The 24250-nt window shown below is 73.1% G+C and carries 9 protein-coding genes; 5 read left to right on the forward strand and 4 right to left on the reverse strand.

The features are described from left to right. Positions 1–5 precede the first annotated feature (5 nt). From ABZX90_RS12270 to ABZX90_RS12285, 4 genes are read right to left on the reverse strand one after another with little or no spacing between them, the layout of a single operon-like run. A complete protein-coding gene (locus tag ABZX90_RS12270) occupies positions 6–1304 on the reverse strand; it encodes an MFS transporter (protein ID WP_355204012.1) in 1299 nt (432 codons plus the stop codon). Continuing rightward, positions 1301–12508, reverse strand: a complete 11208-nt coding sequence (locus tag ABZX90_RS12275; RefSeq protein WP_355204015.1) for an amino acid adenylation domain-containing protein — start codon at positions 12506–12508, stop codon at positions 1301–1303. Before ABZX90_RS12275 ends, ABZX90_RS12270 begins: the two co-directional genes overlap by 4 nt. Next, positions 12505–14811 (reverse strand): amino acid adenylation domain-containing protein, encoded by a 2307-nt coding sequence (locus ABZX90_RS12280; RefSeq protein WP_355204018.1) that lies wholly within the window; start codon positions 14809–14811, stop codon positions 12505–12507. The genes ABZX90_RS12275 and ABZX90_RS12280 overlap by 4 nt, the downstream gene beginning before the upstream one ends. Further along, positions 14804–19420: an amino acid adenylation domain-containing protein gene (locus ABZX90_RS12285; RefSeq protein WP_355204021.1), complete on the reverse strand. Its 4617-nt coding sequence runs from the start codon at positions 19418–19420 to the stop codon at positions 14804–14806. Before ABZX90_RS12285 ends, ABZX90_RS12280 begins: the two co-directional genes overlap by 8 nt. Before the next feature lie 243 nt (positions 19421–19663). Here ABZX90_RS12285 and ABZX90_RS12290 point away from each other — a divergent pair, with 243 nt between their 5' ends. The 5 genes from ABZX90_RS12290 (at position 19664) to ABZX90_RS12310 (ending at position 24244) form a co-directional block, all read left to right on the forward strand. After that, a complete protein-coding gene (locus tag ABZX90_RS12290; RefSeq protein WP_355204024.1) occupies positions 19664–21061 on the forward strand; it encodes a hypothetical protein in 1398 nt (465 codons plus the stop codon). 1 nt (position 21062) lies between these two features. Continuing rightward, positions 21063–21491, forward strand: a complete 429-nt coding sequence (locus tag ABZX90_RS12295; RefSeq protein WP_355204027.1) for a hypothetical protein — start codon at positions 21063–21065, stop codon at positions 21489–21491. Positions 21492–21664: 173 nt separating this feature from the next. Beyond that, entirely contained in the window at positions 21665–21847 is a 183-nt protein-coding gene (locus tag ABZX90_RS12300) for a hypothetical protein (protein WP_351119961.1), read from the forward strand. A 206-nt stretch (positions 21848–22053) separates the two neighbouring features. Beyond that, a complete protein-coding gene (locus ABZX90_RS12305) occupies positions 22054–22842 on the forward strand; it encodes a thioesterase domain-containing protein (protein WP_355204030.1) in 789 nt (262 codons plus the stop codon). Continuing rightward, complete coding sequence (locus tag ABZX90_RS12310; RefSeq protein WP_355204033.1) at positions 22835–24244, forward strand: condensation domain-containing protein; 1410 nt, start codon at positions 22835–22837, stop codon at positions 24242–24244. Before ABZX90_RS12305 ends, ABZX90_RS12310 begins: the two co-directional genes overlap by 8 nt. Positions 24245–24250: the final 6 nt, after the last annotated feature.

Here is a 24250-nt window from a genome sequence, read left to right on the forward strand (position 1 = left end):
GGAAATCACGAAAGGTCCGCCGCGGGTTCGGCCAGAGTCCGACGCCCGGACACCACCACGGTCGTCACCAGCAGCAGCACACCGCAGACGACGAGCCCGGTCGGTGCGGCGCCGGCCCTGTCCAGCAGATAGCCGCCGCACAGCGCGCCCAGGGAGTTCGCTCCGGAGGCCAGGAAGCGCGCCGTGCCGTTCACCCGGCCCTGGAGCTCGTCGGGGGTGTGCTGGACCTGGAATACCCAGGCGGTGACGCTCAGTACGCCGACGATCGACGTCGTGGCGGTCAGCAGGACGGCCAGCCCCGCGGGGTGGCGGACCCACGCGACCAGCGGCGTGATCAGGACCCACAGCACACAACCGGCGAGAAAGACGGCACGCAGACTGAAACGCCGACGCAGCCGGGGCGCGGCCAGCGCCCCGGCGAGACCGCCGAGGCCGCCGCAGCCGGTGACCAGGGCGACGAACACGGGGGAACGGCCGCTCTGCTGAATGATCACCATGACGGTGAGCATCAGGATCTGGAAGGCGAAGTTGCAGCCCGCGAAGAGCGAGACCAGCAGGCGGGCGACCCGGTGCCGCCACAGCCAGAGCACGCCCTCCTTGATGTCGGTGTGCAGCGGCTGCGCGCGGGCGGCGGTATGGACGCCCCGGCTTTTGCGCATCAGCGCGACGCACACTGCGGCCACTGAACTCGCCAGTGCCGTCGCGGCGAAGGGCAGCCAGCCCGCGACGGCGAGCAGACCGCCGCTGCCGGGCTGGCCGAGCAGGCCCATGGCCTGCCCTCGTGCCTCGTTCTGGGCGAGCGCGGCAGGGAGCTGGCCGGGGGCGACCACCTGCCGCACACTCGCCCGCTCGCCCAGATCGACGACGATGCCGCGGGCGCCTTCGAGGAACGCGGCCGCCATCAGGTGGGGCAACCAGATCTGTCCCAGGAACACGGCGACGGCCACGGCCGCGATCGAGAAGGCGCCGATGATGTCGCACCAGAGCATCAGCCGACGCCGGTCCCAGCGGTCGACCAGGGCGCCGGCGGGCAGTTGGACGACGAAGTTCGGCAGGGAGGCGGCGAACCCGACCAGACCGGCGTCCACCGCCGAACCCGTGTGATACAGCGTCAGCAACGGGAAGGCCGTCATGCCGACCCGGGTACCGAACTGCGAGACGCCGGCCCCGGCCCACAAGCGGATGAACTCGGTGTTCCTGCGCAGCGGGACCGGTGGACGGCCGGACGCGCCGGCCGTCCCGAGGGCGCCCCCGGACTCCGGGGAGCCTGCGGAGTCCGAGGGACTTCGGGTGTCCTCGCTCATCGCGGCTGCACGGCCGTCTCCGCCGCCGCGCTCTGCCAGAAGCCGGTCAGACGGCCCTTGTCCGACCAGCCCGTCGACATCAGATGGGTGACCAGCTCCCTTCCGGAGGCGGCGTTGGTGAGCACCACGGCACCCGACCCGGCATGGGCGCGCATACCGAACATCGCCTGGTATCCGGCCGCCTGACCCCCGTGACCGAATTCGAGATCGACGCCGCTGTGGTCGACGATCGTGCCCCAGCCGTACGGACGGTCGGACTGCGGCGTGAGCATCTCCCGTACCGCCTCCTGCGGCACCAGCGCGCCCGGCCGGCCCAACCGGCTGTCCCTGACGCCCAGGACGAGCCTGGCCAGATCTCCGGCGGTCGTCCACAGACCGCGCGCCGCCGACTCCGGATAGACCTCGTGGCCGCCGGGCAGAGGCACGCCCTCCAGGTCGTGACCGCGCGCCACCGGGAGGCCCGAGGTCTCCGGGAAGGCCGGGTCGAAGCCGCTGTGCTCCATGCCCAGCGGTTCGAGCACGAGCCGCCGCATCAGCTCCGGGAACGGTTCGCCGGAGAGATCGGTCATCGCCTGCTGGAGTACGCAGTAGTGGGCGTTGTTGAGCCGGAAGACCTCGCCGGGAGCGAACTCCCGCCCGACCGGAACCGGTTCGGCGGGCGACCGTCCGTGCAGGAGGTCGAGGACGGAGGGAACCGGTTCGCCGATCCGGTAGCCCGCGCGGCGCGGCGGCTCGGCGAGTCCCGCCAGATTCGCCACCAGGTGCCGCAGAGTGACGGGCGGAGCGTCCCCGGCGTCGGGGGCCGGCAGTTGCCAGGAGCTGAGGCAGCGGTTGACGTCGAGGTCGAGGTCGAGGCCCTGCTCCTGGGCCAGTCGCAGCAGGCCGAAGGTCGTCACGTGCTTGCTGATGGACGCGGCGGCGAAGAGCGTGTTCTCGCCGACCGGTTCCTCGCCGTCCGCACCGAGATGGCCATGGGTCTCCACCGAGGCCAGTTCGCCGCCCTCGATCAGTGCGATCGCCGCTCCCGGGATGTGGTGGCGGGCCATCACCTCGGGCACCGAACGGGTCGCGACCCGGTGGGTGGCGCGGGTCGTCCGGGTGGCCCTGGCACCGGCATCGGACGTGCCGCCCGTGCCGCCCTCGTCGGCCGGCGAGGGCGTCGTGGCGAGGGCGGTCAGCGCGTTCAGTTCGACGAGGTGCTCATCGGCCAGCCGCTGTACCGTCGCGGCGTCGTACAGCCGGGAGCCGTACGTCCAGCGCAGATACAGCTGCCCCTCGTCGAACACGGCCGCGACATCGAGGAGATGGTCCCGTTCGGCGCCGGGGTTCGTCTGCGCGGAGGGCGCGGCGAGCAGGGCGAAGCCCAGTCGCGGACGTTCGGCGGAGCGGAGCTCCGCCGCCAGCTCCGGGTCGGGCGCCAGGTCGCGCAGCACTCCGTACACATGGCGCGGCACGGGCAGCTCGGCGAGCTGCCGGCCGACGGAGCGCAGCAGGGCGGGCAGTTCGCGTGTCCGGGGCAGCCACAGAGTGAGCGGGACGCTGTCGGCGAGCGGCCCCACCGTCCGCGAGAGATCGGTCCCCGCGGCGGAGCCGTCGCGGGGGTCGGTACGCAGATCGAGGGCGAGCCGGTCGCGGCCCGTCCAGCGGGTCACGACCCTGCCCAGGGTCGTCAGCAGCGCCTGCTCCGGCTCGTACCCGGCGAGCAGGGCACGGGTCCGCTCCGGTGAGAGCACCGTGGTGACCGTCCGGGCCGAGCCATGGGAGTTGTCACCGCCCGGGTGGTCCACCGGCAGCCCGCCCGCGCGTTCCTGGCCGATCCACTGGTGGGCCTGGTCCGCGGTCTCGGGCCGCGCGGCCAGCTCGGCGGTCCTGCTCGCCCACTGCCGCAGGGGTGTGGGCACGGACGGCAACCGCACCGGGGAGCCCTGTGCGCACATGCGGTAGGCGGTCTCGACGTCCTCGGCCACGAGGGCGAGGGAGGCCGCGTCGGCGGCCAGCTCGTGCACGGTGATCCACATCTCGGAGGCGACGTCGGAGGCCAGCAGCCGTTCCTCGCCGACATCGCACAGCGTGGCCTGGAGGACCGGCCCCGACGCGGGGTCGAGCCGGTCGCGGGCCGCGTCGAGCGCACGCGCGACGGCGTCGGCCCGGTCGGCCACGGCCGTCCCGCGCAGGTCGACGACCTCGAGCAGCCGAGCGGACTCCGCCGGGGCGATGAGCCCTTCGGCGCTACCGGGCGTGAGCCGCAGGCGCAGGGCCTCGTGATGGGCGACCACGGCGGCCAGCGCCTGCTCCAGGAGCGCCGGGTCGGGACGGCGCAGGGTGAGGCCGACCGAGCGATGGGCACCGGTGCCGGCGTCGGCCCGTGCTTGGGCGGGCAGGCGGGGCACCCGGGTGCCGTCGCTCCCCGCTCCGGCCCCGGCGCCGCCGACGGCGCCGTCCGGCCCTTGCTCCGCGTCCACGAGTTCGGCGAGTTCGGCGAGCGTACCGGCCTGGTAGATCATCCATACGGCGAGCGGCAGCCCGGCCTCGCGTCCCGTGGCGAGCATCCGCACGGCGAGGATGGAGTGTCCGCCGAGATCGAAGAAGCTGTCGTCCGCACCTACCCTCTCCAGACCCAGGACCTCGCGCCAGACGGCGGCGATCGCCTGCTCGGTGGGGGTGGTTGGGGCCACGTACGGCCGGCTGTCCTGATCGGGCGCGGGCAGCGCCCGGCGGTCCAGTTTGCCGTTGGGCGTGAGCGGAATGCTCTCCACCGGCGTGAACACGACCGGGACCATGTAGTCGGGCAGTGTCGCCGCGAGATGCGCGCGCAGCGCGGTCCGGTCGGGCGCGAGCCCGTCGGAGGCCACCACGTACGCGGCGAGCTCCGGACCCCGGTCCGCGGTCTGATGGACCACGACCGCGGCGTCCTTCACACCCGGGTACTCGGTGAGCCGGTGCTGCACCTCGCCCAGTTCGACGCGGTAGCCGCGGATCTTGACCTGGTTGTCGATCCGGCCGAGGAAGTCCAGGGTGCCGTCCGGCAGATGGCGGGCGAGATCCCCGGTCCGGTAGAGCCGCGACCCGGGCGGACCGTACGGGTCGGGCACGAAGCGCTCGGCCGTGAGCCCGGGGCAGTTGCGATAGCCGCGAGCCAGGCCCTCGCCGCCGATGTGGAGCTCGCCGGGCACCCCGACCGGGACCGGGCGCAGCCGCGCGTCGAGAACGTACGCGGTCGTGTTGGGCAGCGGACCGCCGAGCGGGACGGCGCTGTTCTGCGCGCCGGTGACCGGGTGGGCGGTGGCGCCGATGGAGGTCTCGGTGGGTCCGTACTCGTTGACCAGCCGGCCGGGCCCGACCAGACCGAGCCAATGGTTGGCCAGCCGGGGCGGCAGGGCCTCCCCGGCGACGAGCACGGTCCCCGCCAGCCGCGCCAGCTCGCCGGGCGGCAACTGGTGGGTGAGGACTTCGAGATGGCCGGGCGTCAGCTTGATGAAGCCGTACGGTGCCCCGCCCGCCAGCGCCTCGCCGAGCGAGGCGGTGTCCAGGTCGGCCGGAAGGATGTGCACGGAACGGCCGGTGATCAGGGGGACGTACAGATTGGTGGCCGGCAGATCGAAGGCGACGGAGGAGAACAGTGGCGCGCCGCCCTCGTCGCCCGTGAGGTCCCGGGCGGCCCAGCGCAGGTGATTGGCCAGACCGCGCTGCGTGATCATCACCCCCTTGGGGGTGCCGGTGGATCCCGAGGTGTAGATGACGTACGCGAGCAGTCCGGGATCGCTCTCGCGCGCCGGAGGCGTCGCGGGCGCCGCCGCCAGGACGGCGCGGTCGGCGTCGAGGTCGAGGCGCGGACCCCGGTGGCCCTCGGTGGCGTGGGCCGACGCGCTGTCGGTCACGAGGACGGCGGCCTCACTGTCGGTGAGGACATGGGCCAGGCGCTCGGCGGGGTTGGAGGGGTCGAGCGGCACGTACGCGGCGCCAGCCTTCCACACTCCCAGCAGGGCGGCGACCAGCTCGGGGCCGCGGTTCAGGCAGACGCCCACGAGCGTGTCAGGACCGGCGCCGAGCGAGCGCAGCTGGTGGGCGATGCGGTTGGCCCGCTCGTCGAGCTCCCGGTAGGAGAGCCTGCGCTCGCCCGCGACGACGGCCACCGCCTCGGGGACGCGGGCCGCGGTCTCCTCGAACAGGTCCAGGACGGAGCCGGCGGGCCACTCCACGTCCGTGGCGTTCCACTCGCCGAACAGCAGGTGCCGCTCCTGGGCGGGCAGCAGGGCGATGGCGGCGTCGCCGTCCGGGTTCTCCGCCATCGCGGTGAGCACCTGCCGGTACATGTCCGCCAGCCGCTCGGCGTTGTCCCGGCTCATGACATCGGTGAAGGAACCGAGGCTCAGATGGCCGCGGGCGGCGATCACGTCCAGGGCGAACTCGTTGCCGCCCACCCCGAATCCCGCCTCGACGTCCACCGCGTCCGTGTCGACCTGATGGAAGTCGAGGTAGCTGAACAGGACGGTGATCAGCCGGTCGGCGCTGTCGGCGGCGCGCTGGATCGCGGGCAGCGGATAGCGCCGGTGCCCCCAGATCCGGGTCTCCTGCGTGAAGGTGCGGCGCACCAGCTCACGCCAGGTGGTGCCGCCCACCGCCGGGAAGGGCACGGTGTTGAGGTGCATGCCCAGGACCCGGTCGCCGCCGGGTGCCTCCAGACGGCCGTGGGCCACCAGACCGCTGTGGAAGGCGCGTTCGGGCGTCAGCCGGGAGAGCACCGTCAGGTGCGCGGCGAGCAGCACGCTCTTGAGCGACCCGCCGGCCGCGGCGGCCAGCCGCCGCAGGCCCTCCTCCAGATCGTGGAAGGGGACGAGCCGGTGATAGGGCTCGCTGGGACCCTCCTGCCCCCAGCCCTCGGGCAGAGTGAACGGCGCGCTCGTGTCCACGACCGCCTGCCAGAAGGCCCGCTGCTCCTCGCTGGCCAGCGCCTCGGTCTCGGCCGCGATGAAGTCGGCGTAGCGCACCGACGGGGTCTCGTAAGCCGGCAGGGGCTGTCCGTCGCGCACCGCGCGGTACGCGGCCAGCAGCTCCATCAGCAGGGTGTGGTAGCTCCATCCCTCGGTGATGGCGTGGCTCTGGGTGAACGTCAGCCGCCAGGCCTCGTCGGACTCCAGGTGCACACTCACCCGGAACAGCGGCGCCACGTGCAGATCGAAGAGGTTCGCCTTTTCCTCGGCGATGAAGGCGAGCGCCGCCGCGCGCTGCCGCTCCTCGCCGAGGCCGCGCAGGTCGTGCACGGCGAGGGCGATGTCGGCGTGGGAGTGGACCAGCTGAAGCGGTTGGGAGTAGCCCTCCAGCGCCATCGACGTCCGCAGGATGTCGTGCCGCGCCGTGACCACGGCCAGCGCCTCGCGCAGCGCGAGCAGGGAGAACGGCTCGCGGTCCCTGATACGGAAGTTGTTGACGTGGTGGTAGGTGTTGCGGTCGCGGTGCGTGAGCATCTCGACGAGCATGCCGGTCTGGATCTGCGAGAGCGGATAGGCGTCGACGACGCCCTCCGGCAGCCGCTCCCGGTCCTCCGGTGCCAGCTGCGCGAACGGTTCCACCGCCCGTACCAGCGAATCGGTGCCGTCCTTGCCCGCCGCCGCGACGGCGAGCGCGGCCACGGTCCCGTGCTCGAAAACATCGCCGATGCTGAGGTCGAAACCGGCCTCGCGCAGAGCACCCGCCAGGCGCACGGCGCGCATCGAGTCGCCGCCGAGCGCGAAGAAGCCGTCCTCCGCACCGACCCGGTCCACGCCGAGCACCTCGCGCCAGACGGCGGCGATGCGCTCCTCCACGGGGGTACGCGGAGCGATGTGGGCGGTGCCGGCGAACGCCTCGCGGTCCGGCGCCGGCAGAGCCCGCCGGTCCACCTTGCCGTTCGCGGTCAGCGGGATGCGGTCGACGGCCATGAAGGCGGCCGGAACCATGTACTCGGGCAGCCGCGCCGACAGATGGGCGCGCAGGCCGGCCAGGTCCGCCGCGTCCTGCCCCGGGGTGCTGGTGCCGACGACATAGGCGACCAGGCTCTTCTCCCCGTTGCCGTTCTCCCTCAGCAACAGGACGGCGTCCTCGACGTCCGGGTGCGCGGTGAGATGGTGCTGCACCTCGCCGAGTTCGACGCGGTAGCCGCGGATCTTGACCTGGTTGTCGATCCGGCCGAGGAAGTCCAGGGTGCCGTCCGCGAGATAGCGGGCGAGGTCACCGGTGCGGTACAGACGCGAGCCGGGCGGACCGTACGGGTCGGGCAGGAAGCGCTCGGCGGTGAGCCCGGGGCGCCGCTGATAGCCGCGGGCCAGCCCGATCCCGCCGATGTACACCTCGCCCGGCACGCCGACCGGTACCGGCCGCATGCGCTCGTCCAGGACGTACATGCTGGTGTTCGGGACGGGCGCGCCGAGCGGCACCAGCTCGGTGGTGACGGTGTCGGCCACGGGGGAGCCCGAGTTGCCGATCGAGGTCTCGGTGGGTCCGTACTCCGCGGCCAGCGCGGTGCCCTGCGGGCCCGCCAGTTCGCGCCAGCGGGCGACGAGAGCCGCCGAGAAGCTGTCGCCGGCCGCGATGACGAGCCCCGCGAGGCCGTGGGCCTGTTCCGCCGTGAGCTGATGCGTGAGCAGATCGAGGTGGCCCGGGGTGAGCTTGATGAAGCTGTACGGGGCTCCCGCCGCCAGCTCGGCGCCGAGATCGGCGGTGCTCAGGTCCTGCGGCAGCAGATGCGTGGTCTGACCGGTGATCAGCGGGGTGAGCAGGTCCGGCAGCCCCAGGTCGAAGGAGATCGAGGAGAAGACGGGCGCGCCGCCGGAGCCCCGGGAGGCGTACGCCTCCGCGCTCCAGCCCAGGTAGTTGGCCAGGCCCGAGTGCGGGACGAGCACACCCTTCGGGGTGCCGGTCGAGCCGGAGGTGTACATCACGTACGCCAGGTTGGCGAGCGTGCCGACGGGCTCCGGGCGGGTCGCCGGCCGGGCCGCGATCGCCCGGGCGTCCGCCGCGCGGTCGAGAACGACCGTGTCGCGGTCGTGGAGGCCGGCGAGAGCGGGCAGCAGATCGCCGGTCGTGACGATCAGGCGCGGACCGGCGTCCTCCAGCATGGTGGCCATCCGGGTCCGCTGCAGCGAGGGGTCCAGGGGCAGGCAGCCCGCCCCGCTCTTCCAGATGCCGAGCATGGCCGGGAGCAGCTCGGGGCCGCGCGCCAGGTGCAGGCCGACGAGGGTGTCCGGACCGGCGCCGAGTGTCCGCAGGTGGTGGGCGATGCGGTTGGCCCGCTCGTCCAGCTCGGCGTAGCTCAGCAGCGAGTCGAGGTGACGCACGGCGGGGGAGTGGGGGGTCTCGGCGGCCTGGTCCTCGAAGAGGTGGTGGACCGGCAGGACGGGCAACTGCCCCGGAGTCGTGTGCCATTGGGCGAGGAGCTGGTGGCGCTCGCCGGCCGGCAGGTGGGTGGCGGTGGCGTCGCCGTCGGGGTCGGCCGCCATCGCGGTCAGGACCTGCCGGTACATGTCCGCCAGCCGCTCGGAGTCTGCGCGGCCGAGGACATCGGTGGCACTGATCAGATGGATGTGTCCGCTGTTGGCGAGGACGTTGAGGGCGAACTCGTTGACCGCCCCGCCCGTGTCGCCGATGCCGTTCGCGCCGTCCCGGTCGGCGACGAGCGCGTCGTCGACCTGGTGGAAGTCCTGGTACTCGAACAGGACGGTGATCAGCCGGTCGGTGCTGTCGGCGGCGCGCTGGATGGCCGGCAGCGGATGGCGACGGTGCCCCCACACACGGGTCTCCTGCGCGAACGTACGGCGTACCAGCTCACGCCAGGTGGCGGCACGGACGACGGGGAAGGGCACGGTGTTGAGGTGCATGCCCAGGATCCGGTCGCCGCCGGGTGCCTCCAGACGGCCGTGGACCACCAGGCCGCTGTGGAAGGAGCGTTCGGACGTGAGCTGGGAGAGCACCGTCAGGTGCGCGGCGAGCAGCACGCTCTTGAGCGAGCCGTCGGCCGCCGCGGCAAGCCGCCGCAGCCCGTGCTGAAGATCGTGGAACGGCACGGCGACGCGATAGCCCTCGACGGGACCGTCCTCGCCCCAGGCGCCGGGCAGGGCGAACGGGGCGTGCTCGTCGGTGACGCGCTGCCAGAACTCGTGGTCGGCGTCGCCGTCCAGCGAGGCGAGCTCGGCCGCGACGAAGTCCGCGTACCGCACCGAAGGCGTCTCGTGGGCGGGCAGCGGCTGCCCGTCGCGCACCGCGCGGTACACGCCGAGCAGCTCCATGAGCAGGGTGTGCTGGCTCCATCCGTCGCTGACGGCGTGGCTCTGGGTGAATGTCAGCCGCCAGGTGTCGTCCGACTCCAGATGGACGTCGACCCGCACGAGTGACGCGGCGCGCAGATCGAAGCCGGCCCGTCGCTCAGCCGTGAACGCCGCCGCTTGGGCGCGCCGCTGCTCCTCGTCGAAACCGCGCAGATCGTGGACGTCCAGGGGGAGTTCCACCTGGCCGTGCACCAGCTGGAGCGGCCGGGAGTAGCCGTCCAGTGCCACCGACGTCCGCAGCACGTCGTGCCGCGCCGCGACCATGTCCAGCGCCGCGCGCAGCGCGGCCGGGTCGAACGCTTCGTCGTCCGGCACCCGGAAGCTGCTGATGTTCACATAGGCACCTTGGCCGGGCCGGGTGAGCGTCTCCACGAGCATGCCGGTCTGGATCTGCGAGAGCGGATAGGCGTCGACGACACCCTCCGGGATCCGCTCCCGGTCCTGCGGCTCCAGCAGTGCGAACGGTTCCACCGCCCGGACGAGTCCGGTCTGCGTGGCCGTGCCCTCCTGCCACTCGACAGCGGCGGCCAGGCGGGAGATCGTGCCGTGCTGGAACACGCCCCGGATGGTGACGTCGAATCCGGCGGCGCGCATGGCGCCGGCCAGGCGGACCGCGCGCAAGGAGTCGCCGCCGAGGGCGAAGAAGTTGTCGTCGACCCCCACCTCGTCCACGCCGAGCACCTCGCGCCACAGGGCGACGAGCCGCTCCTCCGCGGGCGTACGGGGCGCGGTGCGCGCGGCTGCCCCGTCCGCGGCCGCCCGCGGATCGGGCAGGGCGTCGAGGTCGGGGACCCCCTCGGCGGTCACCGGCAGCGCGGCCAGGACCGTGAAGGAGTCGGGGACGAGAGGCTCCGGCAGCCGCTCCGCGAGGTGCGCGCGCAGCCCGGCCGTGTCCAGGGCGTCCGGTCCGGTCGCGACGGTGTAGGCGGCCAGGCCCGAGGGCTCCGCCCCGCTGTCGCGGACCACGACGAGCGCCTCACGCACGCCCGCGAACGAGGTGAGCGCCGAGCGGATCTGCCCGAGGTCCACCCGGCGGCCTCGCACGCAGACCTGCTCCTCGATCAGCCCGAGGAGGTCGAGGGTGCCGTCGGCCAGCCATCGTGCGAGCCGTCCGGTGCGGTGGAGCAGGGCCCCGGAGGGCCCCGACGGGTCGGGCAGGGAGCCTTCGAAGGAGGCCGGGGCCTGCGCGCCCGCCACCGCACCGACGCACAGCTCGCCCGCCACCCCGACCGGGAGCGGACGGCCGTGGGCGTCCACCACACGAACCGGCAGGCCGGTTCCGGCGGTGGCGGCCTCCGGGCCGATCAGCCCCTCCTCGACGAGGCAGTCGCGGAGGGGCTCCGGCAGTTCCGCCGTGGTGTACGGCCGCGCGAGCAGCGCGCGGTCGTCGTCGGTGAGGAGGTCCGCGCCGGAGAGCGGGGCATCGGGGCGCGCGGTCGCCGCGTCGAGGAGGCGGATGAAGCGCTCGGCGGTCCGCGCGACGGTGGCCCGCTCGAAGAGCGCGGTCGGATAGGCGAGCCGTGCGTCGAGGCCGCCGGTCTCCGCGTGGTCCACGTTCAGGGTGAGGTCGAACTTGGCGACCCGGTCGGCCATGACCGACTCGACGGAGAGACCGGGCATGTCGAAGGCGCTGCCCCGGTCCTCGTGGAGGATGAAGTCCACCTGGAACAGCGGGGTGCGGGCCAGATCACGGTCCGGCTGGAGCTCGTCGACCAGCCGGGCGAAGGGCACCGACTGGTGGTCGAAGGCGTCCAGGACCATGTCCCGTACCTGGGTGAGCACCTGCCCGAAGGACGGGTCTCCATCCCAACGAGCCCTGGCCACCAGGGTGTTGATGCCATAGCCGAAGAGATGCTGCAGTTCGGGACGGCCGCGCCCCGAGACCGTGATGCCGACGGGGATGTCGGCGCCCGCTCCGGGCAGGCTGCCGGGGGCGGCGGTGTGGCGGGCGAGCAGGGCCTGGTAGGCCGCGAGGAGCACGTTGAACAGAGTGGTGTCGTACCGACGGGCCAGCGCCCGCGCACGGTCGGCCGTCGCGGCGGGGATCCGGAAGGGCACCGAGTCGCCGGCCCAGTCGCGCACCGCGGGCCGGGGCCGGTCGATCGGGGTGTCCAAGGGCTGGATGCCGTCCAGCTGGCTTCGCCAGTAGGCCAGTTGGCGCTCCAGGGTGTCGCCGGTCAGATGGCGGCGCTGCCAGGAGGCGAAGTCGGCGTACTGCAGGGGGAGGTCGGGAAGGGCGGCGGGGGTGCCCGTCACGGCGGCGGTGTAGAGGGCGCTGAGTTCGCCGGCGAAGATCCGTACGGACCAGGCGTCGCAGGCGATGTGATGGAAGGTCACCGCCAGGACGTGGTCGTGCGCGTCGAGCCGGAACAGCTTCGCGCGGACCGGCCACTGCCGCTCCACGTCGATCGGCCGGTCGATCTCCTCCTCCACCAGACGCCGGACGCGCGCCTCGCGCCCGGCGGAGTCGGCGCCCGTCGGGGCGGCGGCTTCGGCATCGGTTCCGGCTTGTGAGAGAGAACCGGTGACGTCCACGACGGGCAGCTCGGTGTCCCCGGCGGGGTCCACCAGCTGCACCGGGTCGCCCTCGGTCGGCGCGTAGCGCGTCCGCAGGATTTCGTGCCGCTCCAGCACCCGCTGCCACGCGCCGCGGAGCGCGTCCGTGTCGAGCGTGCCGCGCAGCCGCAGGACGAGCGGCACCAGATATTCGTGGCTGTCGGGATCGAGGCGGTTGAGGAACCACATCTGCTGCTGCCCGAAGGAGAGCGGCAGTGGACCGCTGCGGTCCACCCGTTCGATGGCGGTCCTGCGGTGGCCGCGTGCGCCCGCCAGCCGGCGGCGCAGCAGCTCTTCGCGCAACGCCGCCGTGTCCTGCTGTGCGTTCGGCGTGTCGTCGACGCTCATGCCTGGTACTCCCTCACCGGGTCGGTGTTGTCGGATGTCGCCGGCGATGCCGGCCGGTGCTGCTGGGGATCGCTCTCGGGTCCGGGCGCCGGCAGGGCGGCACGGTCGACCTTGCCGCTGATGCTCAGCGGGATGTGCTGCAGGGCGACGAAGCTCGCGGGGATCATGTACGCCGGGAGCAGCGCGGCCAGATGGCGGCGGAGCCGGGATTCCTCGATCCGGCCGGCCGGTACGACGTAGGCGACGATCCGCTTGTTGCCGGGGGTCGGCTCGCGCACCACCACGACGGCGTCGCGTACCAGCGGGTGGGCGGTGAGCGCGGCCTGGATCTCGCCGAGCTCGATGCGGTAGCCGCTGACCTTCACCTGGGTGTCGATCCGGCCGAGGAACTCGAGTGTGCCGTCCGGCAGTCGGCGCGCCAGGTCGCCGGTGCGGTAGAGGCGCGTGCCCGGTGGCCCGTACGGGTCCGGTACGAACCGCTCGGCCGTCAGGGCGGGCCGGCCGAAGTAGCCGCGCGCCAGTCCGTCTCCGCCGATGTGCAGCTCACCCGGCACTCCGGGTGGCACGGGCTGCGCCGAGCGGTCCAGGACGTGCAGGCGGGTGTTGGCGACGGGCTGCCCGAGGGCGACCCGGTCGACGCCGTGCGGTACGGGCCAGGCGGCCGACCAGATCGTGGTCTCCGTGGGCCCGTACACGTTGACCAGCGCGGCGAGCCGGCCGCGCAACTCCGCGGCGACCCGGGCGGGGAGTTCCTCTCCGCCGGCCAGGCCGGTGATGTGCGGGCGGGCGAAGCCGGCGGCGAGCAGCAGCCGCCAGCCGGACGGAGTGGACTGCACATGGGTGACACCGCGGGTGTCGATGAGCGCCAGGAGGGCCGTGGGGTCCTTGGCCTCGTCGTCGTCGGCGAGGACCACCCGGCCGCCGTGGATCAGCGGCAGGTACAGCTCGAGGGCCGAGATGTCGAAGGAGACCGAGGTCGAGGCCAGCCAGGTGCTGGGGCCGGTGTCCTGACCGGTGCCGTGTCCGCCGGCGAGGCTCTGGCGGAAGGACCACAGCAGGTTGGTCAGGGCGTCGTGTTCGATCACCACGCCCTTGGGGGTGCCGGTGGAACCGGAGGTGTAGATGACATAGGCCGGCGACCGGCCTTCGGCGGCCTGCTGGGGGGCCGTCTTTGGCAGTGCGGCGAGGGCGGCCCGCTCGTTCTCGTCGTCGAGGACCACGGTGGCGCCGGGGTGCTTCGCGGGTATCCGGGCGGCGAGGGCCGCATGGGTGAGCACCAGGGGCGCCCGTGTCTCGCCGAGGATGTGCGCGAGGCGGCGGCCGGGGACGGCCGGGTCGAGCGGAACGTAGGCCGCTCCCGACCGCAGCACGCCGAGCAGCGCCGGGAGGAGATCCTCGCCGCGGTGCAGGAGCACACCCACGACACTGCCGGGGCCGACTCCCAGGTCCTGAAGCCGGTGGGCGATGCGGGCGGAGCGGGCGTCGAGCTCCTGGTAGGTCGTCGACCTGGACCCGGCGAGTACGGCGACCGCGTCCGGCGTGGCGACGGCCTGTCGTGCGAAGAGTTCGGCCACCGTCGCGGCGGGCCGGTCGGTGCCCGGGGCGCGTCCGGCATCGAGGACGGCCTGCCGGACATGGCCGGGCAGCGGGCTTTCGGTGGCGTCGCCGCGCGGGTCCTCGGCCATCGCGCCCAGCACGGACCGGTACAGCGTGGCGAGCAGATCCGCCCACACGGGTGCGACGGCGTCCGTCCGGCAGTTCAGGTCGAGGTGACGGTCATGGGCCCGGACGACGAGGGCATGGTCGCCGACGGCGGGGCCCGCTGCCGCGGGGGCGAACAGGACGGTGGCGTCGGGGACGCACCCCGGCGGCTGGGGCGCGTGGTCATGGGCTTCGCTGACGTGCCGGGCGGTCGCCCGGACCAGAGCGAGCCAGTCGCCGGTGGGCCGGGCGTGCGGGACCGGCAGAACGCTTCCGTACCCGCCGGGGTCCGGACCGTCGTCCCACAGGCCGGTGTGGAAGGCGGGGTCGGAAGTCAGCGCCCCCATCACCGCGAGGTGGGCGGCGAAGAGGGTGTCGGCGAGCCGGACGCCCGCGCGCTCGGAGAGGGCGTCCAGCGCGCCCCGCAGATCGTCGAACGGGACCGTGACCCGGCAGCGCTCGCCCGGCCGGTGCGGGTCTCCCCAGACGTCGGGGAGGGCGAGCGGGGCGTGGGTGTCGGCGATCCGGTGCCAGAACTCCTGGTGCGCGGTGCGTGTGTCGACCGCCGTGGCGTTGTCGGTCATGGTGGCGTGGTCACTCATTTCCGGGCCCTTCCGCCGCGGTGGACGTCAGTTCGGCGTCGGACAGCTGATCGATCTCGGCCCTGATGGCGGACTCGACCGCCTTGGCGAGCAGTCCGACCGTGGGCTGTTCGAAGACCGTCCGTACGGACAGGTCGATGTCGAAGGTGTCCTGGAGCCTGGCCGCCATCCGGATGGCGAGGATCGAATGCCCGCCCACCTCGAAGAAGTTGTCGTCCGAGCCGATCCGCTCCCGGCCGAGGAGCTCGGCCCACAGTGCGGCGATCAGCTCCTCGGTCGGGCCCTCCGGAGCGGTGTGGGTGGCGGCGGCCGTGGTGGCGGCCGGCAGCGCGGCCCGGTCCAGCTTGCCGTTGGTGGTCAGCGGCACGGCGTCGATGACGGTCAGGGTCGCGGGCACCATGTACTCCGGCAGCTCCTCCGCCAGGAGTTCGCGCAGTCGCCGAGTGTCGGTGGCGCCCCCCGGCCCGTCCTCGGGCACCAGATAGCCGCTCAGTGACTTCTCGCCCGTGGAGCTCTCGGTGACCACCACGACGGCGTCGCGGACACCGGGGAGGGCGGCGAGACGGGTCTGGACCTCGCCCAGTTCGATGCGATATCCGCGGAGCTTGACCTGGTGGTCCGTCCGGCCGCGGAAGACGATGCTGCCGTCCGGGCGCCGCAGCGCCAGGTCGCCGGTGCGGTACAGCCGTGCGCCGGGCAACCCGTAGGGGTCGGGCACGAAGCGCTCGGCCGTGAGCCGGGGCCGGTCGAGGTAGCCACGGGCCACACCGGCGCCGCCGACGAAGAGTTCCCCGATCACGCCGAGGGGCACCGGCTCGCCCGCGCCGTCCAGGACATGAGCGGTCGTGTTCGGCAGGGGGAGGCCGAGCGGTACGGGTGCGGAGTGCGGGGCGTCGACCGGGTGGACCGTGCTGCCGATGGACGCTTCCGTCGGACCGTACTCGTTGATCAGCCGGCCCGGGCCGAGGAGGCCGAGCCAGTGGTCGGCGGTGCGTGCCGGCAGTTCCTCGCCCGCCACCAGGATGATCTCGGCGAGCCCCGTGGCCTGCTCGCGGGTGAGCTGATGGCTGAGCAGTTCCAGATGGCCGGGGGTGAGCTTGATGAAGCTGTACGGGCCTTCGGCCACCAGGGCGGGGCCGAGCGTTGCGGCGTCCGCGTCGTGCGGCAGCACATGCACCGGGCGGCCGGTGATCAGGGGCGCGTACACATTGGTCGCGGGCAGGTCGAAGGCGATCGAGGAGAACAGAGGGGCGCCGCCGGCACCGCCGATCAGCTCCCGGGCGGCCCAGGTCAGGTGGTTGGCGAGACCGCGCTGGGTGACCACGACTCCCTTGGGGGTGCCGGTCGAACCGGAGGTGTAGATGACGTACGCGGGCTGCTGCGGGTCGGCCGGGCGTGGCACGCGCGTGACCGGGCGGGCGGCGATGTCCGCCCGCTCCCGGTCGAGGAGGATCCGTGTCCCGTCGAACGCTGCGGTCGGGCCGTCCAGGGCGGAGACGGTGAGGAGGATCCGAGCGCCGCTGTCCCGCAGCAGCCGGACCAGGCGGTCGCCGGGGTTGGCCGGGTCCAGCGGGAGATAGGCCGCGCCGGCCTTCCACACGCCGAGCAGGGCGGGGATCAGATCGGGTCCGCGGTGCAGACAGACCCCGACGAGTCCGCCCGGGCCCGCGCCGGCCGCCACGAGACGGTGGGCGACGCGGGTGGCCTGTGCGTCCAGTTCCCGGAAGGTCATGCGCTGTTCGCCCACGACGACGGCGACGGCATCGCCGTCGGCCGCCGCACGCTCCTCGATGAGGTCGAGCACAGAGGCGTCGGAGAGGGCGGTGGCCGTGTCGTTCCAGCGCGTCAGCAGCCCGGCGCGCTCGTCGGCGGGAAGGATGTCGAGCGCGGTGACGGGGCGCCCGGGCTGTGTCGTCACGGACTCCAGCAGCGTGACGAAGTGGCGGGCCAGCCGCTCCACGGTCTCCGCCTCGAACAGCGCGGTGGCGTATTCGAGGACACCGGTCAGCTCGCCGCCGGGTTCCCGGCGCAGATAGAGCGTCAGATCGGTCTTGGCCACCTGCCGGGCGCGCAGCAGCATGGCGCCGTCGCTCAGGTCCGGCATGCCGCCGCCGACCTCGTCGTCGTTGAAGTTGAAGGCGACCTGGTAGAGCGGGGTGCGCGACAGGTCGCGCTCCGGCCGCAGTTCCTCGACGAGATGCTCGAAGGACACCTCCTGGTGCGCGAAGGCGGCGAGAGCCGTGGCCCGCACGTCCCGCAGCGCCTCGGCGAAGGGACGGTCCGCGGCCGGACGGCAGCGCAGGACCAGCGAGTTGAGGAAGAAGCCCACCACGTCCTCCACCCCCGAGGCCGTGCGTCCCGCCACCGGCACTCCGATGGGCACGTCCCACTGGCCGCTGTAGCGGGCCAGCAGCGTGGAGAAGGCCGTCAGCCAGGTCATGAAGGGCGTGGCCTGCTGCGACCGCCCGAGGGCGGCCACCGGCTCAGCCACCTGTGCGGGAACGGTGAAGTGCACCAGCCCGCCGCGTGGGTCGCGCTCCGCCGGACGGACGTGGTCGGCCGGAAGCTCCAGCGGAGTCAGGTCCGCCAGTTCCGCGCGCCAGAAGTCCAGATCGGGGCCGAGCCGCTCCTTTCCGCGCCAGGCGCGCTGCCAGGAGGCGTAGTCCGCGTACTGGACGGCGGCCGGCGTGAACGAGGGGGTCCGCCCCGCGTGCAGATCCGCGCAGAGCGTACGGAACTCCCGCTCCAGGACGGTGGAGGACCATCCGTCGCAGGCGATGTGGTGGATCGTGACCAGAAGGGTCTGGGCCTCGCCGGGCCGCCTGACGAGCAGGGCGCGCCACAGCGTTCCGGAGGCGAGATCGAAGCCGGTCTCGAACGCGCGGCGTACCTCGGGCTCCGGGTCCTGCTCCGGAGCGTCCACGACCCGCAGCTCGACCGGCCGCGGCTTCTCGATCACCTGGACCGGCTCGTCGCCCTGGGCCTCGTACCGGGTGCGGAGCGACTCATGGCGTACAGCGAGGGCGTCGAGCGCCTGACGCACCGTCCCGGCGGTGACCTCCTCGGGCACCCTCAGCAGCATCGGCACCACCCACTCCGGGCTGTGCGCGTGCATCCGGTCGAGGAACCACAGCCTGCGCTGCCCGAAGGACAGGGGCAGCCGGTCGCCGCGGGGCACCGGGGTGACCGGGGGCGTCCGGTCGCCGCCGGCGTCCAGCAGCGTGGCCTGGCCCCGTACCGTCACCGCGATGTACAGCTCGCTCAGCGCCAGCCGGATGCCGGAGGCGTTCTGGAGCCGCTCGGCGAGCAGCGGCATCTGCAGGGAGTACCCGCCGAGCTGGAAGAAGTCGTCGTCGACGCCGATGCCGTCGGTCTCCAGGATCTCGGCCCAGACCGCGGCCACCAGGCGCTCGCTGGGCGTGTCCGGGGCGACGTGCGCGGGGCGTGCGGAGGCGAGGAGCAGACCGCCCGTCGCGCCGCCGTACGGGGCTGGATCCTCCCCGTCCCCGTCCCCGTCCCCGTACCGTCCGTTCTCGTCCGGTCCGGGTGCGCCGTGACCGGTCCGGCCGAGGTGGTCCAGGCTGCCGTCGTTGCGCTGCCGGACCGGCTCGCCGGTGGCGATGCCGTCGACGAGCAGGTCGCCCGGCACACCGGGCGGGACCGGCTCGCCGAACTCGTCCACCACCGTCACCCGTCGGCCGGGCAACGGACGGCCCAGCGGCAGTACGGCGAGGTCGCGCTCGGGGTCGTAGAGGTGAGCCGCGGCCGTCGTCCCCAGGGTGGCAGATCCGAAGGTGTGCCAGAGCGTGGCCGTGCCTCCGAGGGTCATTTCGTAGGCCGTCGCCGCGTCCAGGCCGGGGCCCTCGGCCAGAACGAGCCGCACGGCGGTGCAGTCCTGCAGACCGGGCTCCTCCGCGAGCCGTCGTGCCGTCGCGCCGGGCAGCACGAGCACCGTGATCCGCCGCTCGGCGACGGCGCGTGCCAGTGCGGCGGTGTCGGACGAAGCCGTGCGGTCCATGGCGACCAGGGTCGCGCCGCTCACCAGCGCGGCGAGGCATTCCCAGATCGGACCGGGGAGCGCCGAGGTGGGAGGGAGCGCCAGGCGGTCCGAGCCGGAGATCCCCGGGCCGTCGTCGAGGAGCCAGCGGACGTGAGCGGCTGCCGCGGCATGGCTGATCACGGTGTCGGGGGCGCCGTCGCGGTGCTGGACGACGAGTGCCGGGTCGTCACCGGTGATGCCGGACTCAGCTCGGTCCCGGGCCTCGGTGCCCGCGTCCGGGGCGGGGGAGGGCGGGGCGGCCACGTCCTCGGGGGTCAGCAGGAGGTCCGGGCCGTGCGCGTCTGTTCCGTCGCCGCGGAGCACGACCGCCGCCCCGGCCGACCAGACGGCGAGCAGCGAGGCCAGCAGACCGGAGCCCGCGGGCATGCTCAGTCCCACGCGGCTGCCCCGGCCGATCCCACGAGCGTGCAGGCTGCGGCTCAACTGCTCGGCAGTACGGGCGAGTCGGGCGTATCCCGTTTCCTCGTGGCCCTCCAGGACCGCCACCGCGTTCGGTTCCTGGGCGGCGCGGCCGACGAAGAGGTCTGGCAGAAGCGGGGGCCGGGTCACTGGTACTCCTCGCGAGTTCGACGGTAGCGGTGCCTGGCTGCGGAGTCATCGAGCCGACGGCGCCGGTCAGCCTGCGAGGGCCCCCTATACAAGGGCTATACGGGCCGCCGTTATCGAAGCCGTATAGGCGTACCCCGCAGGGTGTCGCGGGTGTGGAACCTCACGAGAAGCCCGACCAGGCCGTTTGCGGCGCCGATCGTCGTCCTCCTGGGTCTCCTGGGACTCCTCGGAACCCTGGGTCTCATGCGGGCGGATCCCGCCGCCGCCCATGGCATCAGCGACACCGCCGACGTCGAGTTCGCGCAGACCTTCGAGGGGAACGAGCTCACGTTCGTGGTGCGCCGCGCCCCCGAAGTCCCCGGTCCGCTGCGGGTGGACGTGATCGCGCACCAGCCCGTACGAGCCGTTGTCTTGAGGATCAGCGCCCGGCCTGTGGAGGGGACCACCTCCGCGGCGCCCGCACCCGATGAGGCGACCGCACGGCTGGAGCAGGGGCGCCCGGGGACGTACTCCACGGTCCTGCGGGTCGACCGAACCGGGCGCTGGGAACTGACCGTTCAGGGCGGTGAGGAGCGCGCTGTGCTGCCCTTCCGGGTGATGACGCCGCGTGCCGCCGCCTGGGAGCTGACCCTCTATCCAGCCCTGGCCGTCGCCGGAGTGCTCATCGTCGGCACACTCCTCGCGGCCGTCCGGCGCCGGCGCGTTCTCAGTGCCGTGCTGTCCGCCACGACAGCGGTCTCCCTGGTGGTGGCGGCCACCGCGGCCTCGCTCTCCCCCTTTGTCCCGGCGGCGCTTCCCCAAGGGGCGGCGCCGACCGTGGCCGACGATCCGGCACAGGGCTTCTCGGCGAACGGCCGGCCGTTCGCCGCCGCGGTGATCACGACCGAGCCGGCCACGCCCGTGACGGGGCGCGTGTTCGTGGTGCGGACGCGGGTCCTCGACGGCTCCACCGGCCGACCGGTCGACGATCTGACGGTCCACCACGGAGCCCTGGCCCACATGGTGGTGACCAGCGCGGACCTGCGATTCTTCCGGCACGTCCACCCCGTGCTCACCGGCCCCGGCACTCTGGAGATCCGGCTGGTGGTGGACCGGCCGGGCCGCTATCTCGTCCACACGGAGTTCGAGCGGGCCGACAGCGGCGGCCAGCAGGTGTCGGGCGCGTTCCGGGTGGGTGGCTCCGCGCTCCGTGCGCCACGGGACACGTCACGGGACACGTCACGGGACACGGCGTCGGGCACGGCGAGTCCGCATGCCGGGGCCGACGGGGAGCGGGCCCGGGCCACCGTCAACCCGTCCCGGCCGGTTGCGGGCGAGCCCACGGCCTTCGACCTGCGCGTGGACACCGACGCGGGGCCGGTGCGCGACCTTCAGCCCTGGCTGGGAATGGCCGGGCACATGTTCGTCCGCGATCCGCGCAGTGACTTCTTCGCCCACATCCACGAGCTGGACTCCATGGCGCAGTCGAGCGTGGCCGGTGCCGTCCCGCGCGACGAGACGGTCGGGCGGTTCGGGCCGGTGCTCCGCTTCACCTACAGCTTTCCCGCACCCGGTCGCTATGTGGTCTGGCTGCAGTACTGCAGGAACTTCACCCTCCGCACCACCCGCGTGACGATCGACGTCGCAGCCGAAGGGAATTGACATGACGAAGCGCAGGCTGTGGACCGTGACAGGAGGCGTCGTGACCGCGGTCGTGGCGCTCTGCGCCCTGTTGATCGCCGGGTCCGGAGAGGAGGAGCCGGGGACCGTGCTGACGGGCAGCTCGGACCACTACGACGTACGCGTGCGTCTTGACCTCCTCACCACCGCCACCACCACGGCCGACATCGAAGTCACCGGACGGGGCCGCGATCCGGGAGACCTGGGCGGGGTGTCGGTGGAGGCAGTGATGGAGCGGATGGGCCACGCGATGCCGCCGCTGGCCGCCGAGGCGCTGGGCGACGGGCGGTTCCGGGCGCGCGGACAACTGTTCGTGATGGCCGGCGAGTGGGAGCTCGGTGTGCGACTGCGCACGGCGCACGGTGCCTCGGAACTCGCGACCGTGACGGTCGTCGTCCCGTCCGGCGCGTAACCGGCGACAGCGAGCTGCCATGACCGGATCATGACACCGATATGGGCGGAAAAACGCTCCCGCGCGGGCGACAATCTACTTCAAGAGCAAATGGGACGGCACTTCATGAGAGTGCCGGACCGCCGTTGATCGTCGGTGTCACCCGCACTCGCCGACAAGAATGGGAACCCCACATGCCCGTGCACGATTCGCCTTTCCGCTCAGTTCACCGCAATGTCCTCGCGAGCCTGTGCGCGGCCGCGGCCCTCGCGGCGTCCGCCCTCGTGGCGGCGTCGGCGTTCGCCGATTCCGACGCCACACCTGTGACGCCGCCTCAGATGGTCGTCGACCACCGCGACAACAACGGATGGGACTGAGCGCCCCCACACACGCCTCGTACGACGAGGCCGTCCACCGACACCCCGCCACCGGCCCGCCGGTGGCGGGGTGTCGGCGTGTACACGCCCACCTCCACGGCCGAGGGGGCAGCCGCCGGTATGGGGCAAATATAGCCACGCTTCCTAACGTGACTCCGCGGATTCTCCCCTGCCTTCGCGGGCTGTCACGGCTGTAAAGGAAGAACATGACCGACACCGGCGGTGCCTGGTTTCACCACAGTGGCCAGACCCTGAATCCGGACCTCCGTCTGGTGTGCTTTCCCCATGCGGGGGGCACACCGAATTCCTTCCGAGGCTGGGCCTCCCGGCTGCCGGTCGGCACGGGCGTGCTCGCCGTCTGCTACCCCGGACGTCACCAGCGCCTCGCGGATCCGCTGGTGCGCACCATGGAGGTCATGGCCGACCAGCTGGCCGAGGCGCTGCTGCCGTACACGGACACGCCGTTGGCCTTCTTCGGGCACAGCATGGGAGCCGGTGTCGCCTACGAGGTCGCCCTGCGGCTGGAGCGGCGCGCGGGAGTACGTCCCCTGCGGCTCTTCGCCTCCGCCTTCCGCGCCCCGCACCTGCGCGAGCCCGTCGACCCGCCCGCCGACGACGCCTCGCTCCTCGACGAGCTCCGCCGTCTCGGCAGCGCCTCCACGAGCGCGCTCGACCACCCGGACCTGCTCCGGATGGTGCTCCCCACCCTGCGGGCGGACATCGAGCTGGTTGCCGCGTACGGCGCGCGCCGCCCCGAGCGCGTCGGCTGCCCCCTGGTCGCCTACGCGGGGGACCAGGACCCCGGCTGCGGCCCCGACACCATGCGTGGCTGGTCCGAGCTGACCGGGTCCCGCTTCGAGCAACGCTCTTTCCCGGGCGGCCACTTCTATCTGGAACACCGCGAGGCGGAGCTGCTCGCCGATCTGTCCGGCCATCTCGGCGACGATCTGCGGCTGCGGCACGCCGTCGCGGCGCTCGGCGGTCGCCGTGACTGACGTCCGGCCCCTCTCGCACGGGCAGGAAGCACAGTGGTTCCTGCACCGGCTGGTCCCCGGCGCCACCGCGTACCTCACCGGAGTCGCGGTCAGGATCCGCGACGCCGTGGACGTCGCCGCGTTCGGACGGGCCGTGGACCTGCTCGCCGTACGGCACGAGATGCTGCGCTCGACCTTCACCACGGACGGCGGTCGGCCGGTGCGCCTGGTCCGGGCGGCGAGCCGACTGCGGCTCGAACACCACGCACTCGGCGCCGTGGGCGAGGAGGAGCTGCGCAGCCGGGTCGCCGGCGCACTCGCCGCGCCCTACCGCCTGGACGAGAACGGCGCGTTCAGGATCGTGCTGTGGACCCGGCCGGACGGTGACGCGGTCCTGCTCGTCGGCGGCCATCACCTTGCCACCGACGCGGCATCCGATGCCGTGCTCCTGCGCGACCTGCTGCGGCTGTACGCGTCCTGTGTCACCGGCACCGATGCCCGGCTGCCCGTCCTGCGGGGCGGCTTCGACGAGGAAGTGGCCAAGGAGCGGGCGTTGCTCGCCTCGCCCCGCGGCGCCGAGCTGGGACGGTACTGGCAGCGGATCTGCCACGGCTCGGCAGCCGCCGAACTGCCCACGGACCTGCCCCGCCCCGCCATGCCGTCCCTGTCCGGAGCGACCTGCCGGGTGGCCGTGCCCGCCGCCACGGCCGCCAGGCTGCGCGAGGTCGCACGGGCCGCCGGGGTCACCCCCTTCGCCCTGCTGCTGGGCGCCTTCCAGGGCCTGCTGTACCGCTCCACACGGCAGCGCGACTTCCTTGTCGGCTGCCCGGTCACCACCCGGATGAGCTCCAACAGCCTTCACCTGGTCGGCAATTTCATCAACACGATCGTCCTCCGGGCCGAGATCGCGCCATCGACGTCCTTCCACGACCTCGCCGTCGCGGTCGCGGAGCAGGTCAGGACCGGCGTCGACGCCATCCGCTACCCGTTCTCGCTGGTGGCCCGGGACCTGGGCCGCCGCGCTCCGGCGGCCGGAAGGGCCCGGGCGTACGCGATCTCGTTCAACATGCTGAGCACCGCCCACCTTGAACCCCGGCTCCGCCCGGTCTTCGAGACCGGCCGTCCCGACACCACGACCGACTACGCGGGGCTCGCGCTCCGCCCGTACCCCCTGCCCCAGCAGGAGGGCCAGCTCGACCTCGGGGTCGACGTGGTGCAGGGCGCGGACACCCTGACGTTCGACTTCCGCTACGACGGGGCGCTGTTCGAGCGGGAGACGGTGGAACGCCTGGCCCAGCACTACGTCCGCGCCGTTGAGATCGCCACCACCGAACCGGCGACGCAGGTCGCGAGAGCACCGCTGTGGGCAGCCGCACCCGTCGTGCCGGCCACACCCGCCGCGCCCCAGACCACCGACATCTAAGGAGTT

The organism is Streptomyces sp. NPDC002935, assembly GCF_040611295.1.
Lineage (GTDB): Bacteria > Actinomycetota > Actinomycetes > Streptomycetales > Streptomycetaceae > Streptomyces.

Bases quoted from the DNA above. Each gene is read 5' to 3' on its own strand.
- ABZX90_RS12270 (WP_355204012.1), bottom strand. From the start codon at position 1,304: ATGAGCGAGGACACCCGAAGTCCCTCGGACTCCGCAGGCTCCCCGGAG.
- ABZX90_RS12275 (WP_355204015.1), bottom strand. From the start codon at position 12,508: ATGAGCGTCGACGACACGCCGAACGCACAGCAGGACACGGCGGCGTTG.
- ABZX90_RS12280 (WP_355204018.1), bottom strand. From the start codon at position 14,811: ATGAGTGACCACGCCACCATGACCGACAACGCCACGGCGGTCGACACA.
- ABZX90_RS12290 (WP_355204024.1), top strand. From the start codon at position 19,664: ATGCGGGCGGATCCCGCCGCCGCCCATGGCATCAGCGACACCGCCGAC.
- ABZX90_RS12295 (WP_355204027.1), top strand. From the start codon at position 21,063: ATGACGAAGCGCAGGCTGTGGACCGTGACAGGAGGCGTCGTGACCGCG.
- ABZX90_RS12300 (WP_351119961.1), top strand. From the start codon at position 21,665: ATGCCCGTGCACGATTCGCCTTTCCGCTCAGTTCACCGCAATGTCCTC.
- ABZX90_RS12305 (WP_355204030.1), top strand. From the start codon at position 22,054: ATGACCGACACCGGCGGTGCCTGGTTTCACCACAGTGGCCAGACCCTG.